12 protein-coding genes are annotated in these 15,131 nt (G+C 46.3%); 7 read left to right on the top strand and 5 right to left on the bottom strand.

Translation table 11 applies throughout. The features are described from left to right. Nucleotides 1-4: 4 nt before the first annotated feature. Nucleotides 5-3,679: an exodeoxyribonuclease V subunit beta gene (gene recB, locus R7Q47_RS09655; RefSeq protein ID WP_213962842.1), complete on the top strand. Its 3,675-nt coding sequence runs from the start codon at nt 5-7 to the stop codon at nt 3,677-3,679. Further along, a complete protein-coding gene (gene recD, locus R7Q47_RS09650; protein ID WP_213962825.1) occupies nt 3,679-5,826 on the top strand; it encodes an exodeoxyribonuclease V subunit alpha in 2,148 nt (715 codons plus the stop codon). Before recB ends, recD begins: the two co-directional genes overlap by 1 nt. Before the next feature lie 34 nt (nt 5,827-5,860). Here the strand turns inward: recD and R7Q47_RS09645 are convergent, their stop codons facing one another. After that, nucleotides 5,861-6,049, bottom strand: coding sequence for a hypothetical protein (locus R7Q47_RS09645; RefSeq protein ID WP_005380230.1), 189 nt, complete (start codon nt 6,047-6,049; stop codon nt 5,861-5,863). Nucleotides 6,050-6,466: 417 nt separating this feature from the next. After that, on the bottom strand, nt 6,467-7,804 hold the full coding sequence (gene argA / locus R7Q47_RS09640) for an amino-acid N-acetyltransferase (RefSeq protein WP_012841478.1): 1,338 nt from the start codon (nt 7,802-7,804) through the stop codon (nt 6,467-6,469). Between the two features lie 162 nt (nt 7,805-7,966). Between argA and R7Q47_RS09635 the strand changes: the two genes are divergently transcribed. From R7Q47_RS09635 to R7Q47_RS09615, 5 genes are all read left to right on the top strand, one after another. Beyond that, nucleotides 7,967-8,422: a DUF2850 domain-containing protein gene (locus R7Q47_RS09635; RefSeq protein ID WP_005380234.1), complete on the top strand. Its 456-nt coding sequence runs from the start codon at nt 7,967-7,969 to the stop codon at nt 8,420-8,422. Between the two features lie 273 nt (nt 8,423-8,695). Continuing rightward, nucleotides 8,696-9,799: a murein transglycosylase A gene (mltA, locus tag R7Q47_RS09630; protein WP_054577574.1), complete on the top strand. Its 1,104-nt coding sequence runs from the start codon at nt 8,696-8,698 to the stop codon at nt 9,797-9,799. Between the two features lie 99 nt (nt 9,800-9,898). Then, complete coding sequence (gene tcdA, locus R7Q47_RS09625) at nt 9,899-10,708, top strand: tRNA cyclic N6-threonylcarbamoyladenosine(37) synthase TcdA (protein WP_005380241.1); 810 nt, start codon at nt 9,899-9,901, stop codon at nt 10,706-10,708. Nucleotides 10,709-10,727: 19 nt separating this feature from the next. After that, nucleotides 10,728-11,156, top strand: a complete 429-nt coding sequence (gene csdE / locus R7Q47_RS09620; protein WP_047102627.1) for a cysteine desulfurase sulfur acceptor subunit CsdE — start codon at nt 10,728-10,730, stop codon at nt 11,154-11,156. A 309-nt stretch (nt 11,157-11,465) separates the two neighbouring features. Beyond that, nucleotides 11,466-12,386 carry a GGDEF domain-containing protein gene (locus tag R7Q47_RS09615; protein WP_213962824.1) on the top strand — a complete coding sequence of 307 codons (921 nt, stop codon included), beginning with the start codon at nt 11,466-11,468 and terminating at the stop codon, nt 12,384-12,386. Nucleotides 12,387-12,419: 33 nt separating this feature from the next. Here R7Q47_RS09615 and csdA read toward each other — a convergent pair whose 3' ends face one another. From csdA to panE, 3 genes are read right to left on the bottom strand one after another with little or no spacing between them, the layout of a single operon-like run. Then, nucleotides 12,420-13,631: a cysteine desulfurase CsdA gene (gene csdA, locus R7Q47_RS09610; RefSeq protein WP_213962823.1), complete on the bottom strand. Its 1,212-nt coding sequence runs from the start codon at nt 13,629-13,631 to the stop codon at nt 12,420-12,422. Beyond that, nucleotides 13,631-14,230: a DJ-1 family glyoxalase III gene (locus R7Q47_RS09605; protein ID WP_213962822.1), complete on the bottom strand. Its 600-nt coding sequence runs from the start codon at nt 14,228-14,230 to the stop codon at nt 13,631-13,633. Before R7Q47_RS09605 ends, csdA begins: the two co-directional genes overlap by 1 nt. Next, nucleotides 14,227-15,117, bottom strand: a complete 891-nt coding sequence (panE, locus tag R7Q47_RS09600; protein ID WP_206949382.1) for a 2-dehydropantoate 2-reductase — start codon at nt 15,115-15,117, stop codon at nt 14,227-14,229. The genes R7Q47_RS09605 and panE overlap by 4 nt, the downstream gene beginning before the upstream one ends. Between the last annotated feature and the right edge of the window lie 14 nt (nt 15,118-15,131).

The following is a 15,131-nucleotide window of genomic DNA, read 5'->3' as shown; positions in this document are numbered from 1 at the left end:
TCAAATGTCAGGTGCAGAGTGTCCTCTACATACATTAGACCGCACAGAGCAACCTCAACCAACGCCACTAGAACCGATGACGTTTCCTCTGCATGGTGCGAGGTTAATCGAGGCATCAGCAGGTACAGGTAAAACCTTCACTATTGCAGGTTTATATCTGCGTCTTTTGCTTGGTCATGGCAGCGCGGAAACTCGACATCGCGTACCGCTTACGGTCGACCAAATTCTGGTTGTAACCTTTACCGAAGCGGCAACTGCGGAATTACGCGATCGTATCAGGGCAAGAATCCATGATGCGCGAATCGCGTTTGCGCGTGGACAGAGTTCCGACCCGGTGATCCAACCTTTGCTTAATGAGTTTGACGATCACAAGCAAGCCGCAGAAATTTTATTGCAGGCAGAGCGTCAGATGGACGAGGCGGCGGTCTACACCATTCACGGTTTTTGCCAACGTATGTTAACGCAAAATGCGTTTGAATCTGGCAGCCGATTTAATAACGAGTTTGTGACCGATGAAAGTCACCTAAAGGCGCAAGTTGTAGCCGATTACTGGCGCCGCAATTTCTACCCGTTGCCATTTACCTTGGCTGGGGAAATTCGCCAGCTATGGAGCTCTCCATCTGCGTTGTTGTCTGACATCAGCAATTACTTAACTGGTGCGCCGTTAAGCCTTTCTGTTCCTGCAATGAAAGGCAGTTTGGCTGATCTTCATACTGAAAATTTGAAAAAAATTGATGAATTAAAAGCACAGTGGCGAGAAAGCCAAGATGACTTCTTAACGCTGATTTCAGATTCAGATATTAACAAACGCAGCTACACCAAAAAGTCTCTGCCGACGTGGTTGGAGGCGGTAAACGCTTGGGCAGCAACGGAAACCACAGGATACGATTATCCAGACAAGCTGGAGAAATTCGCGCAAAACGTCTTGTTGGAAAAAACACCGAAAGGCAGTGCGCCGCAGCACGCGGTATTTGAAGCCATTGAAACATTTCTTGCCAATCCAATCAGCTTAAAAGCGCCACTGCTTGCTCATGCGATTGAGCATTGTCGTGTGATGCTGGCCAACGCGAAAAATCAAAAACAGTGGCTCTCTTTCGATGATTTGCTGACGCAACTTTCTGCTTCTATCGATACGGACGAAAGCGAGCTTTTAGCGGCGCGTATTCGTACTTTGTATCCTGTCGCAATGATTGACGAGTTCCAAGATACCGACCCGCTTCAATACAGTATTTTCAGCCGTATTTATCTGAACAACCCGGAATGTGGTTTGTTTATGATCGGTGACCCCAAGCAGGCGATTTATGGCTTTCGTGGCGCAGACATTTTCACCTATATCAAAGCGCGTAACCAAGTAAGTGCCCACTACACGTTAGGAACCAACTGGCGTTCTAGCGCAGATATGGTGCAGGCGGTAAACCAAGTATTTGCTTTGCCTGATAGTCCATTTATCTATGATTCGGACATTCCGTTTTTACCCGTCAACTACAGCCCGAACGCTGAAAAACGCATTTGGACTATGGGTGGCCAAAAGCAACCAGCGCTGACTTATTGGTTGCAAGAAGCGGACGATAAACCGCTACCAAAAGGCGAGTATTTGACTCGAATGGCAGAGGCGACCGCAAGCCAAATCCAAACTATTTTGACGCAGGCTCAACAGGGGCAAGCGTGTCTGGTGAATGGCGAAAAACAGAAAGCGGTTCAAGCGGGCGATATCGCGGTGTTGGTTCGAACAGGTAGTGAAGGTCGAATGATCAAACAAGCGCTAGCAGACCAAGGTATTGCCAGCGTGTACCTGTCTAACCGAGACAGTGTGTTTACCAGTTCGGTGGCGCAGGATTTACAGCGTTTGCTGCAAGCGGTGCTGACTCCAGAAAATGACCGTGCACTGCGTGCAAGTCTTGCCTCTGAGCTGTTTGCCCTCGACGCAGCAAGTTTGGATGCGCTTAATAACGATGAAATTGTGTGGGAAAACGCCGTAAACGAATTCAAAGAATATCGCAAGCTTTGGGTTCAACGTGGTGTGCTGCCGATGTTGCGCGCGGTGATCAGCAAACGCCATATTGCCGAGCGATTACTAGAAGAAGGCGCGAGTTCACAGGGTGAGAATGGTGAGCGAGTACTTACCGATTTAATGCACATCGGTGAACTGCTTCAACAAGCCAGTAATGAACTGGATAGCGACCACGGTCTGCTGCGTTGGCTCGCTCAGTCTATCAGTGATGCGGAAAATGGTTTGGGTGGCAGTGATGACCAAATCCAACGTTTAGAATCGGAACGTAACTTAGTGCAGATCGTAACTATTCACAAATCAAAAGGCTTGGAGTATGACCTCGTATTTCTGCCGTTTGTGTTCAGCTATCGAGAAGCCAGTGAAGCCAAATATTACGATGCAGCCAATGACCGCACGGTACTGGATATCACTGGCAACGATGCGTCCATGAAGCAAGCGGATAAAGAGCGTTTGGCGGAAGACTTACGCTTGATATACGTGGCATTAACGCGAGCTGTGTATGCGTGTTTTATCGGTGCCTCACCGTTGCGCAATGGCCGTTCGACCAAAGAGCCAACTGGTGTACACCGCAGTGCGATTGGCTATTTGATTCAAAATGGTCAAGAAGGTGGTATTAACGATTTGCACCAAGGTTTAACAAAGCAACAAGACGAGCTTGATTGTGTCGTTGTGGCCGATCCGCCGCAGCAACTCGAAGAGAAGTACGTAGCGCCACAAGAAGAAATATACGATCTTAGCGCGAAAGAGCTGCAAAACCCTATCGACAGAAACTGGCGCATCACCAGTTATTCTGGCTTGGTCAAGCAAGGCTCTCATCACGCCGAGCATGATGCCACGATTGAGATTACGGGTTTTGATATCGACTCATCTGAAGAACAAGACGAAGCGGATTTGGTGGAGCCAGAGCGTTCGATTTTTACCTTCCCTCGTGGAGCGCGTCCGGGTACGTTCCTGCACAGCTTGTTTGAGGAAATTGAATTTACTCAGCCAGCCACGACGGAAGAGAATACACAAATCATCCTTGGCTTGATGGAAAGCGAACAGCTCGATGAAGAGTGGTTGCCCATTTTACAGCAATTGATTGATACCGTACTCGCAACGCCGTTGGATGGTAAGTCTTTGCTGCTGAATCAAAAAGCACCGTCGCAACGTTTGGTGGAGATGGAATTTTTGTTGCCGATTGAAGTTTTGTCTGCACCGGCGTTAAACCGAGTCATTCAACGTCACGATCCGTTGTCGGCGAAAGCGGGGGATTTAGGTTTCCAAACCGTGCAAGGCATGCTCAAAGGTTTTATCGACTTGGTGTTTGAACATCAAGGTAAATACTACGTGCTTGACTGGAAATCGAATCATCTTGGCGACGATGTGACGCACTACCATGGTGAGGCTCTGAAATCGGCGATGGCGGATCACCGCTACGATTTGCAGTATCAGATTTATGCGTTAGCACTGCATCGTTTCCTAAGCAGCCGATTGGCGAATTATCAATATGATCATCACTTCGGTGGCGTGTATTACTTGTTCTTGCGCGGCATGGATGGGCAGAGTGACCACGGCATTTTTGCCGCGAAACCAACCTTAGACTTCTTACAAGAGATGGATCGTTTGGTTGATGGTCAAGTACTTGAAACGCGCTCAACTCAAGCCGGGCAGATGGAGCTACTTTAATGACGACAAATCACAATCTTCATTCTGGCCAAGATAGTCTATTGGTAGTGCTGGAACGCTTGGCGCACAAAGGCGCTATTCGTCAGCTCGACTACCAATTCGCCTGTTTTATTGATTCTCAAACGCATGATGAACAGTCGGATAGCCAAGCACTGGCGTTTATCGCTGGTGTTGTCAGTAGTGAGCTTGGCAAAGGACATATCTGCCTGTCTCTGTTCGATGCACAAGGGCAATCTACGGATTTAGCCAGTAAGCTAGGGCTGTTTGGTGAGTCGGCATTGGCGCTCAACACACAGCTACAAGTCATAGACTGGATAGAACTATTACAAAATTCCAGCTTGGTCGGCGCGCAAGGAGAAGCCTTGCCGTTGATGTTCGATGGCGAGCGTCTGTATCTGCACCGCTATTGGCATTATGAAGTGACTCTGGCGGAAAAGCTTAATCACTTGGGCGCCGCAGTTAACTTGCAACCACAAGAGTTTGCGCGATTATCCGAGTTGCTCAACCATTTATTTGCACGCCAATACCATTTTCTGTTTAACGCGTTAGGCAAAGCAGTAGAAGCGGGAAGCAGCAACCAAGTGTTGCGTCAACAATTGGTGTGTGACCACCTTGATGTGGTCGCAAGCGAATCGTTGGATTGGCACGCCATTGATTCCGTGCTTAGCAATGCGCGCAAGGTTCAGGATTTGCAGCAACTGGATGAGCTGGTGCCACTTTCTGCTTGTGTGAACTGGCAAAAAGTCGCGGCGGCGGTTGCGTTAACTCGTCGATTTGCTGTGATTTCTGGTGGTCCTGGTACGGGTAAAACGACGACAGTAACCAAATTGCTTGCTGCTTTGATTGAACAGGCAACGCACGAGAAAAATCTGACCATTAAGCTGGTGGCCCCGACGGGGAAAGCGGCGGCGCGATTAACCGAGTCCATTGGTAAAGCAGTGCAAGAACTGCCAGTTTCTCCGGAGCTAAAAGCCAAAATTCCGACTGAATCGAGTACCTTACATAGGTTGCTGGGCGCGATTCCTAATAGCGCAGAATTTCGTCACAACAAGCAAAATCCACTGCATTTGGATATTTTGGTTATCGATGAAGCGTCGATGGTCGATTTGCCAATGATGTACAAAGTGGTCGATGCCTTACCGAAACATGCGCGGCTGATTTTGTTAGGTGATAAAGACCAACTTGCCTCAGTTGAAGCTGGGGCAGTGTTGGGTGATATCTGTTCGTTCCATGCATTGGGTTATGGCAAAGAGCAGGCGTCAGCCATCGCAAAACTGACGGGTTTCGATACTTTAGCGCATACGGGTAACAGTGCATCTAGCATTGCTGATAGTTTATGTATGCTGCAAAAGAGCTACCGATTTGACGCTCGCTCAGGCATTGGTCAGTTGGCAAAAGCGGTTAACTCAGGTTCTGCTGCGAGCGTAGATAACGTCTGGGCGCGTGACTTTTCTGACATCGAACATTTAGCGCTAAGTAGTCAACATTACAACCAAATGATGCAGACGTTGGTGCAGGAATACGGTCGTTACCTCAAACGCATTGGACAACAGGAAACTGATCCTAAAACCGGAAAGCCAGAGTCGCTAACGCACAAAGCCAAAGCGGTGTTAGATACTTTCAACCAATGCCGACTGCTGTGCGCGATCCGTGAAGGTGACTTTGGTGTAGCTGGGCTAAACCAGCGCATCGAGAAAGCGCTCGCGGCGCGCAAGTTCATTCAAGTTCAGGATGAAATTTGGTATCACGGTAGACCTGTCATGGTTACGCGTAATGATCATGGTCTAGGTTTGTATAACGGTGATATTGGTATTTGCATGCGAGATGACAGTGAAGAAGAACCGCGTTTGAAAGTCTTTTTCGAGTTACCTGACGGCAGTGTGAAATCGGTCTTGCCAAGCCGAGTGCCTGAACATGAAACGGCTTACGCCATGACCATCCATAAATCGCAAGGCAGTGAATTTGATTACACCCTGATGATTTTGCCACCAGACTTTAGCCCGATATTAACCCGTGAGTTGATTTACACAGGCATTACCCGCGCGAAAAAGCGTTTAGCTCTTTACGCCGAACTTAATGTTCTGAAGCGAGGCATTAAGGTGAAAACCACTCGTGCGAGTGGGTTAGTACAGCGGCTTACTAACTAAAACAAGAAGACCGAGCTTATGGCTCGGTCTTCTTTTATGCATGTTTTGCAAACGCATTGGTAAAAGACACGCTGCGTATTTTGTATTGCTGTTGATAAGCAAGAATAAAATCTCGGATAGCGTCATTTACGGGGAAAACACAGTGGACGTCTAGGCCTTCTAAAAACTGATTGTCAGCCATATCCCAGAAGCTTTGAAGCGAATTACAAATGATTGTTCTCATAACAGTGCTCGTCTCGGCTTATTTAAAGTCAGATTAACAACTGTCCTTGGTGTGCAATACGGAGCTAACTAGTTTTTCAATTGCCCAGTATTTTAGGGTGAAGGCTACATTACATCACCTAGATCCATTCGTATTGGTTAAAAACCAATCACTAGCGAGCAGAGTATAGCCAACCAAATGTATATTTAAAAGATAAAATTGGAACGAAAATCAAGCAATGGTTTGCGCATTTCTAAGTTGGGTTTACATGATGACCCGCTAGTCCGGAGTAGGGTTTATGTGTGGCCTTACTCCTAAACAAACTCGTTCCTAAACAAGCTCGATGTGCAGGGTTGAGCGTTAATGAACTAAATCCTGCCCTTTGAGGTTAGTTGGTATAGTGGAACGTTAAGTTTCGCTCCCTGATTTAAGGTTAAGCTATAAATCTAACGCTAAGATTTTGGACTTACGCTGGAAGTTATATAACCCTTGTTTGGCTCCAGGCAAATAGTCGACACTGACTTCGTAAAAACCTTGCTCTCTGAACCAATGCAAACTGTGTGTCGTGAGGACAAAAATCTGATCAATGGTTTCGGATTTAGAACGATGTTTCATGTAGTTGAGCAGTAACAAACCTCGGTTTCCATCACGATAGTCAGGGTGAATCGCTACGCAAGCCATCTCAGCTTTACGCTCTTCTGGGTATGGATAAAGGGCAGCACAGCCAATAATCAAGCCGTCTTTTTCGATGATGGTAAATTTTCCAATCTCTTGCTCTAGCTGTTCTCGAGAGCGCCTAACCAGTACACCTTGTTCTTCTAACGGGCGAATGAGGTCTAAGATACCGCCAATATCGTCAATATTAGCTTGCCTCACTTGTTCAGCACTCGCCATAACAACTTGGGTACCGATACCGTCGAAAGAGAACAACTCCTGAATTAAGGCGCCATCTACTTTATAACTGATCAAGTGGCTACGAGGTACTCCGGCACGGCAAGCGGCAATAGAGCCTTTAAGAAAGCGCAGTGTCCCAGTGTTGTAATCTAGGTCAGGAGACGTATTTTCAGAAAGCGTTTTGATGACATGTTCCGCCTCTATTGGTAGCAACTCGGCGACAGCATTACCGTTGTCATCAATGACACCTTGTTCGGAGCAAAAACCAATCAGCTTATCCGCACCCAGCTTTATCGCTAGTTGGGTGGCGACTTCTTCCGATAATAAATTGAAGCACTCGCCAGTCACAGAGCTAGCAATGGGACCTAGCAGAACAATTGAACCTTGATCAAGAGTGCGGTTGATAGCATCGGTGTCAATGCGGCGAATACGTCCACTATGGCAATAGTCCACACCATCATCAACGCCGAGTGGTTGAGCAATGATGTAGTTTCCGCTAACGACATTGAGCTGGGTACCTGCCATCGGAGTATTGTTGAGGCTCATTGATAGGCGCGCAGTAATCGCAAGCTGAAGTTGTCCGGCAGCTTGCATAACAACAGATAAAGCCGATTCATCCGTAATGCGGATATTTTTGTGGTAAGGCGTAGTGAGGTCTTGTTTTTCTAGCAGCTGATTAATTTGAGGACGTGCACCATACACCACCACGACTTTGATTCCGAGGCTGTGCATGAGTGCGATATCATTAATAATATTGCCAAAATTTTTGTGTGCGACGGCTTCTCCGCCCAGCATGATCACCATGGTTTTTCCGCGGTGAGCATTGACATAAGGTGTTGATTGACGGAATCCTTTTACGAGAGCAGTACTACGAATTTTCACTACAGCCATTCCTTTGTTTAATTATGTTAAAATAATGCCTTTTTATTCACTTGGTGGCAAGGTGAAATTTTGGAATAAAGCACAAACATATTGAGGTAGGTTCTTGGTCCCGTTAAGAGGGAAGGTTACAATGGTGGCGTCTTTCCTCAATACGTGAACCTCATGTCTTCTGCTGTTAATAAGAATGCTGCGATCACTGCTTCAAATCTGTCAAAAACGTCATCTAAATCAATGCTTCGTAAGTGGCTAGAGCGTTCTCTCATGCTTATAGCGATAGTTGGAACCGTTGTCGTGTGCATGCTGTATAGTGATTTGATTACTCGAACCATTAATCCGCCCATTCCCAAATCGACAATTTATGGTCGCTGGGTTGAGCAAGATGTTGCGCCTTATGCTCGTGAAGAATTTGTGTTGAGTGAGCGCGGTGTTACCGTAAATGGTTCTACAGTGGCGACCAGTTTTGAATTCGATGGGGATTCGTTTTCGTATCGAGTGGGTTCAAATGAGCGGCACTTCAATTTTGTGGGTAAGCAGCATGCAGAAATGAAGCTGGATGCTAATGCACATTATCTACCTGTATTCCGTTTAGAGGGGCGTGCAAGGATTGCGGTAAGATAGTCGTTTTTATCTTTGTCTGTTAAGCAGAGATCTCTTGCGTCTGTGAGTCACATGGATGATCACAATTTCATCTCTCAATCAGTAAATCTTACTTTCAAACATAATCCGGACAATTCCGTAATTCTTCCGCTGCTATCATGTTGCATTAACTGAATGAATTCACAACGAGTAAACGGATTGGCTTAGCGTTGAAACATTTTGTCGTTGCTTTTCAATTGCACCGTATGCATTTGTTTGCCATCCTTTTGCTATTCTCTTTTACGGAAAAGACACGTGTTAAAAAAACTCCTTCCTATTATCTCTTTGAGCCTACTCTTTGGCTGTGCTCAACAAAATGATCGTGCTCAGCAATATCTTGATGGTGAGTTTCCTCAGATCCTCAATAAAGTGGACGTAGTTGAGTCTAACAAACCACGCGATTTTACTGAATTTAACAAGCAAGCTGAGCAAGTGGTGATAAAGTCACCATCCATGGCGAAGATATACCAACCGCTATATCAACGATTAAGTGAGTGGGCGCAACAGAGCGGAGATACCAGTGCGTTGAGTGCGTTTGGCATTCAAGCCGCGCAATTGGGTGGTGGTGATAAAAAAGGTAATGTGCTGTTTACCGGATACTTTTCTCCCGTGATGGAGCTGCGTCATACACCAAACGACATTTTTAAGTACCCAGTTTATGGCAAGCCAAACTGCTCATCAGATTGTCCGACTCGTGCGGAGATCTACAACGGGGCATTAGATGGCCAAGGTTTAGTGCTAGGTTATGCGCCTAACCGTATTGACCCGTTTATGATGGAAGTGCAGGGCAGTGGCTATGTGCATTTTGAAGATGATGATACGTTGGAGTACTTCGCGTACGCAGGGAAAAATAATAAAGCTTACGTTAGTATTGGCCGCATTTTGATTGAACGTGGTGAAGTGCCGCGTGAAAAAATGTCTCTCAAAGCGATTAAAGAGTGGGTAATGGACAACGACGACGCAACAGTACGCGAGTTGTTGGAGCAAAACCCTTCTTACGTCTTCTTTGCGCCAAAAGCGGAAGCGCCAGTAACGGGATCGGCTGGTATTCCTTTGTTACCAATGGCCGCGGTCGCGGGTGACCGTTCTATCTTACCAATGGGCACACCAATCTTGGCGGAAGTACCATTGCTGAATGCGGATGGTACGTGGAGCGGTGCTCATCAACTGCGAATGCTGATCGTTTTAGACACTGGTGGTGCGGTAAAACAGAACCATTTGGATCTGTATCATGGCATTGGTGCGAGAGCAGGAACGGAAGCAGGGCACTACAAGCATTTTGGTCGAGTGTGGAAACTTGGGCTGGAAAACTCACCAACTCAAGCGCCTTGGGCTTTACCGCCAGAAAAGCTACAATAGCGACCCAAGAAAGAGGAACACTCTCTTATCTAGACATTTCATCAAAGAGTGCGTATAAATCGCACTCTTTGTTTTTCTATCGATCATCTGGACTTCAATATGCGTGAACTCGATACCCCAGCATCTGACAGCTACAATCAACGCTTTGGCGGCACTCGTCGTCTTTATGGCAACAGTGAAGTAGACATTCTTCGCGCTGCACACGTTTGTGTTATTGGTATTGGTGGCGTGGGTTCATGGGCGGTCGAAGCGCTGGCCCGTACTGGGATCGGTGAGTTGACTCTGATTGATATGGACGATGTTTGTGTCACGAATATTAACCGCCAAATTCATGCGATGACGGGCACCGTTGGCCAAAGCAAAATTGAAGTGATGGCCGAGCGTGTCAAATTGATCAACCCAGAGTGTAAAGTCAATCTGATTGATGATTTCATCACGCCAGACAATCAACATGAGTACTTAAGCAAAGAGTTTGATTACGTGCTAGATGCGATTGACAGCGTAAAAGCGAAGGCGTCTTTGTTGGCGTATTGCCGCAGCAACAAGATCAAAGTGATCACTACGGGGGGCGCTGGTGGTCAGGTTGACCCAACGCAGATCATGGTCGCTGATTTAACGAAAACGATCCAAGATCCTCTAGCGAAGAAAATCAAAGACACCTTGCGTCGTCATCATAACTTCCCTAAGAATCCGGCTCGTAAGTTTGGTATTGATTGCGTGTTTTCAACCGAGCAGCTGAAGTACCCTCAAGCAGACGGTTCAGTGTGTGGTGTGAAGTCGACAGCGGAAGGCCCAAAACGTATGGATTGTGCTAGCGGTTTTGGTGCGGCGACTGTTGTAACTGCAACGTTTGGCTTTGTCGCGGTATCGCGAATCGTTGAGAAGTTGATTTCAAAATATAAGAAGTAAACTAGAAGAAGAGCGCATCATGACAGATTTTCCCGTTTCTCCATTTGGTACAGATATCACCAGCGAAGACATTGTAGCGACTATGCAGCAATTTCAAGGCTGGGAAGATCGTTACCGTCAGGTTATTCAGTGGGGTAAAAAGCTGCCACAAATGCCAGAAGAGCTGAAATCAGAACAAGTTACCGTTTCGGGTTGTGAAAGCTTGGTGTGGTTAGTGAGCAAAGAGCAAGATGGCGTTTGGCATTTTTGTGCGGACTCCGATGCGCGTATCGTCCGTGGATTGATTGCCTTGGTGATGGCAGCTTATGACGGTAAAACGGCCGATCAAATTCAAGCATTTGATATTGATGCTTATTTTGAACAACTGGGGCTTGTCTCCCATTTAAGCCCGTCACGTGGTAATGGCTTGAAAGCTATTGTAGAGCAGATTAAGCAAACCGCCGTGTAACGAGTCATTTTCCCAATTCTTAAAAAACGCCGAATAGCCTAGCTGTTTGGCGTTTTTTGTATCTGAGTTGAGATATTTTTTGCAAATGGATAAAAAATATGCAAATGGTCGACTATTTTAGCGTTAATTAACCATTCTATTGATCCTGGTTCATTATATTGCCCACTTGGTTTTTATAAACTCAATTGTATTTAAAATTTGTCTATATTAGATAATAGACATATGCCCCACTCGCTCCTATTCCCCAATGTGGAAACACACTTGGAAGCGATTGGGTTACTTAGATACAAATGCTAGGAACCTCCCTATATGCAATTCACCTTGGAACATGCGCAAGACGTGTTATCCGGAATGCCAGACCCCACTTTTATTCTGAGTGAAGATGGTATCTATATTGATGTTTTTGGAGGAACAGATAAAAAAGCCTATCACGATGGAAGCAATTTGATAGGTGAGACGCTGCACAGCGTACTCGAGAAAGATAAAGCTGACTGGTTTATCGAGCAGATCAATCGATCACTGAAACAAGACAGTATTGTGACGGTCGAGTACAAGATGTGCGCCGACAGCATTCAGGGAATAGATGCTAACAGTGGGCCAAGAGGCGACCTATACTACGAAGGCAAGATCTGCCCACTCGCTATAAAATACCGAGGTCGTCGCGTTGTCCTTATTCTTACACGCAACATCTCCAATCGCCACCGAGTTGAAACCCTTCTTCGCCATCAAAGCCAAATTGATGCTCTTACCAACATCTACAATCGACGTGTCTTTTTCGAAAAGCTCACAGAAGAGGTCATTAAAGCTCAAGAGCCGAACTATCACTCCGCGTTGTTATTGTTTGATTTGGACTTTTTTAAAGTCATCAATGATAAACGTGGTCATGATGCGGGGGATTATGTCTTAGAGACCTTAGCTGATTTGGTTTCTCACTTACTCGTCAAAGACGAAATTTTTGCAAGAGTCGGAGGGGAGGAGTTTGCGATTATTTTGCCTGAAACTTCTATGTCGGCGGCGAAAGAGGTAGGAGAGGAAGTACGTTCCCACATTCAAAATTGTCAGTTCGAATTTGAAAAGATTGAAATTCCGGTCACGGTGAGTGTAGGCGTGGTGGAAATAGGCAGAAATGAAACCACCAAACGTTTGTATGCGCATGCAGATAAAGCGCTTTATGCTGCGAAAAGAAATGGCAGAAATTGCGTGGCGACTCTGGATAGGCAGATGGAGTAACCTTGTTGGTTACTCCAAATCAAACCGTTGGCGTTATAGCATGTCGACGGCTTTTTCTACGGCGGCGATGAGTCTATCCACATCTTCAGCCGTGTTATAAATACCAAAAGAAACGCGTACCGTGCCTTTAACGTTTAGCGCATCCATCAATGGGTGAGCGCAGTGGTGTCCTGCTCGTACCGCAATGCCTTGTTGATCGAGCAGCGTCGCCATGTCTTGGTGATGAACGCCGTCCATGACGAACGTCAGTACAGAGGCATTCGGTTGATAGCCTAGAATATGGATGTCATCCAAAGCGCTTAGTGCTTGGTAGGCCTTATCCTGAAGCACATGGAGATGATCCTCTACTTCGTGATGGTTAAAACCTTGGTACCACTCAATGGCTTTCGCTAGAGCAATCGCGCCCGCAACGTTTGGTGTGCCCGCTTCAAATTTACCAGGAAGTGCAGAAAACGTCGTTTTCTCGAAAGAAACACGTTCAACCATTTTACCGCCGCCGTGCCATGGTGGCATGGCTTCCAAAAGTTTAAGCTTGCCGTATAAAACCCCAATGCCTGCTGGTGCATAAAGTTTGTGACCTGAGAAAACGTAGAAATCGATATCTGATGTCGATAAATCAAGTTGCTCATGTACGATGCCTTGCGCGCCATCAACTACAACAACCGCGCCAACGTTGTGCGCCAGTTCAGTGATTTTTTCGATAGGTTGGCGTGTGCCTGTTACGTTGGTTATTTGTGCGCAAGCAACAATTTTACAGCGGTCAGACAGAAGCGCCTCAAATGCACTGATGTCGAACTGGCAATCTGATGTCATCGGAACTTTAATGACTTTAGCACCCGTTTGCTCTGCCACGATTTGCCAGGGCACGATGTTGGCGTGGTGCTCCATCTCGCTAATCAAGATCTCATCACCTGGTTGTAACGTGCTACGGGCGTAGGTTTGAGCAATTAAGTTCAGTGCTTCGGTTGCGCCCCGTGTCCAAATGATCTCTTTAGAGCTGTTTGCACCAATAAAGCTTGCCACTCGTTCTCGTGCCGCTTCAAATTGGCTGGTGGCATTAGCCGTTAAACTATGGCTGCCACGGTGAACATTGGCATTTTGCGCACTGTAGTAATGACTGATGACATTAATCACACATTGCGGTTTTTGCGTTGTCGCTGCGCTATCTAGATACACTAAGGGCGTATCGTTGACGGATTGGTTTAGAGCAGGAAATTGCTCGCGTACAGCATTTACGTCAAACATTATTCTTCACCAAGCTTGTGGTAGTGCAGAGTAGGCAGAGGGATCATTGGTTCAGCAACTGACCATGCGTGTTTTTTACCTGAGAGTTGAATGATTACTTCCATCGCGAACTCTAAAGCTGTACCCGGACCTTGACTAGTGATCAGGTTGTGGTTGATATCAAAGGTCACACGTTTACTGCGCCACTTCTCTACCGGGATATGCGACTGAAAGCTCGGGTGACAGGTCATCAGTGATTGTGGGAAAAGATCATGGTGTTGCAATACCAACGCTGGTGCTGCGCAGATAGCTGCGACCAATTTTCCCTCGTAGATGTGCTGCTTAAGGATTTCTATCATCACCGTACTATCACGGAAAATTTCTGCACCACCAACACCACCAGAAAGCGCTATGGCATCAAACTCATCATCAGCGATATCGACCAGCTTACAATCTGCCGTTAATGTGACTCCGCGAGAAGCTTTCATCGTCAATGAGCCATCAAAAGCAGCACTCGCTACCGTAACGTCATAACCCGCGCGAACCATCATGTCGATAACGGTGACGGCTTCCATTTCTTCGGTGCCTGGAGCGATTGGCACTAAGATTTTCTTACTCATTGTTCTGTCCAGCTTTGTTCTATTTGTTTGATGCGTTGGTAAAGTTTTAAATTCTCAGGCGTATTGATGCGATGTTTCTCGGCAGCCTTTAACAAGTATCCGGTTATAAAATCAATTTCCGTTCGACGCTGATGGAATACGTCTTGTCTCATTGAAGAATAGTTCTCAGCTGTGGCGTTCACCACTTGCATTACCGTATCGAAAAGAGAGCGAAACTCGATAGCAATACCTTCTTTACTCATTACTTCAACCAGTTCTTGAGTGATGCTTTCGAGTTGTATCTTAAACTCGGGCTTCGCAAGTTCACCATTCTTACACTGGAGAATCGCAGTCAGTGGGTTAATCGCGCAGTTGATCGCTAACTTAGTCCATAACGCAGATTGGATGTGTGGATTCCAAATGACCTCTGGAAGGGCATTATGCATAACATCTTGCAGAAAAGTGCACTGCATTCCTTTGTCATTATAACCACCCGCTTGCGTTGTTCCGTGACCGGTATGCAATACGTGTTGGTTATCTGGTTTGTATGCGCCGTGCGTCGTTGTTGCGAGCACTATCGGATTGTTTGGCACAACCTTCTCCACGGCAGAGGCAGTACCCATACCATTGTGCATCAGCATGATAATCGTGTCTGTATTGATATGAGGCAGTAAAGGCTGAATGGCGTCTTCCACTTGCCAAGCTTTTACCGTGATCAAAATGAGGTCCGCTTGATTTACGGAGGAAATATCTTGATTACTGAATACGTTTGCGGGTGTGTCATCCAACTGAAGTGATTGTTGGCTTTCAGAACTTCTTCCCCACAATGAAACATTGTGCCCAGCAAGCTTAAATTTTGTTGCCCAGAGTGAGCCCACCGCACCTGGACCGAGGATAAGGATATTCACCAAACGCTCTCATT

The sequence above is a fragment of the Vibrio sp. Vb0349 genome (genome assembly GCF_033338975.1).
Note: the sequence above shows the minus strand (reverse complement) of the source record. Positions and strands in the feature narration are given on the sequence as shown.

Coding starts and splice junctions, on each gene's coding strand:
- recD (WP_213962825.1), top strand. CDS start 3,679: ATGACGACAAATCACAATCTTCATTCTGGCCAAGATAGTCTATTGGTA.
- R7Q47_RS09635 (WP_005380234.1), top strand. CDS start 7,967: ATGTCTTCTGCTGTTAATAAGAATGCTGCGATCACTGCTTCAAATCTG.
- csdA (WP_213962823.1), bottom strand. CDS start 13,631: ATGTTTGACGTAAATGCTGTACGCGAGCAATTTCCTGCTCTAAACCAA.
- tcdA (WP_005380241.1), top strand. CDS start 9,899: ATGCGTGAACTCGATACCCCAGCATCTGACAGCTACAATCAACGCTTT.
- recB (WP_213962842.1), top strand. CDS start 5: ATGTCAGGTGCAGAGTGTCCTCTACATACATTAGACCGCACAGAGCAA.
- csdE (WP_047102627.1), top strand. CDS start 10,728: ATGACAGATTTTCCCGTTTCTCCATTTGGTACAGATATCACCAGCGAA.
- R7Q47_RS09615 (WP_213962824.1), top strand. CDS start 11,466: ATGCAATTCACCTTGGAACATGCGCAAGACGTGTTATCCGGAATGCCA.
- R7Q47_RS09605 (WP_213962822.1), bottom strand. CDS start 14,230: ATGAGTAAGAAAATCTTAGTGCCAATCGCTCCAGGCACCGAAGAAATG.
- R7Q47_RS09645 (WP_005380230.1), bottom strand. CDS start 6,049: ATGAGAACAATCATTTGTAATTCGCTTCAAAGCTTCTGGGATATGGCT.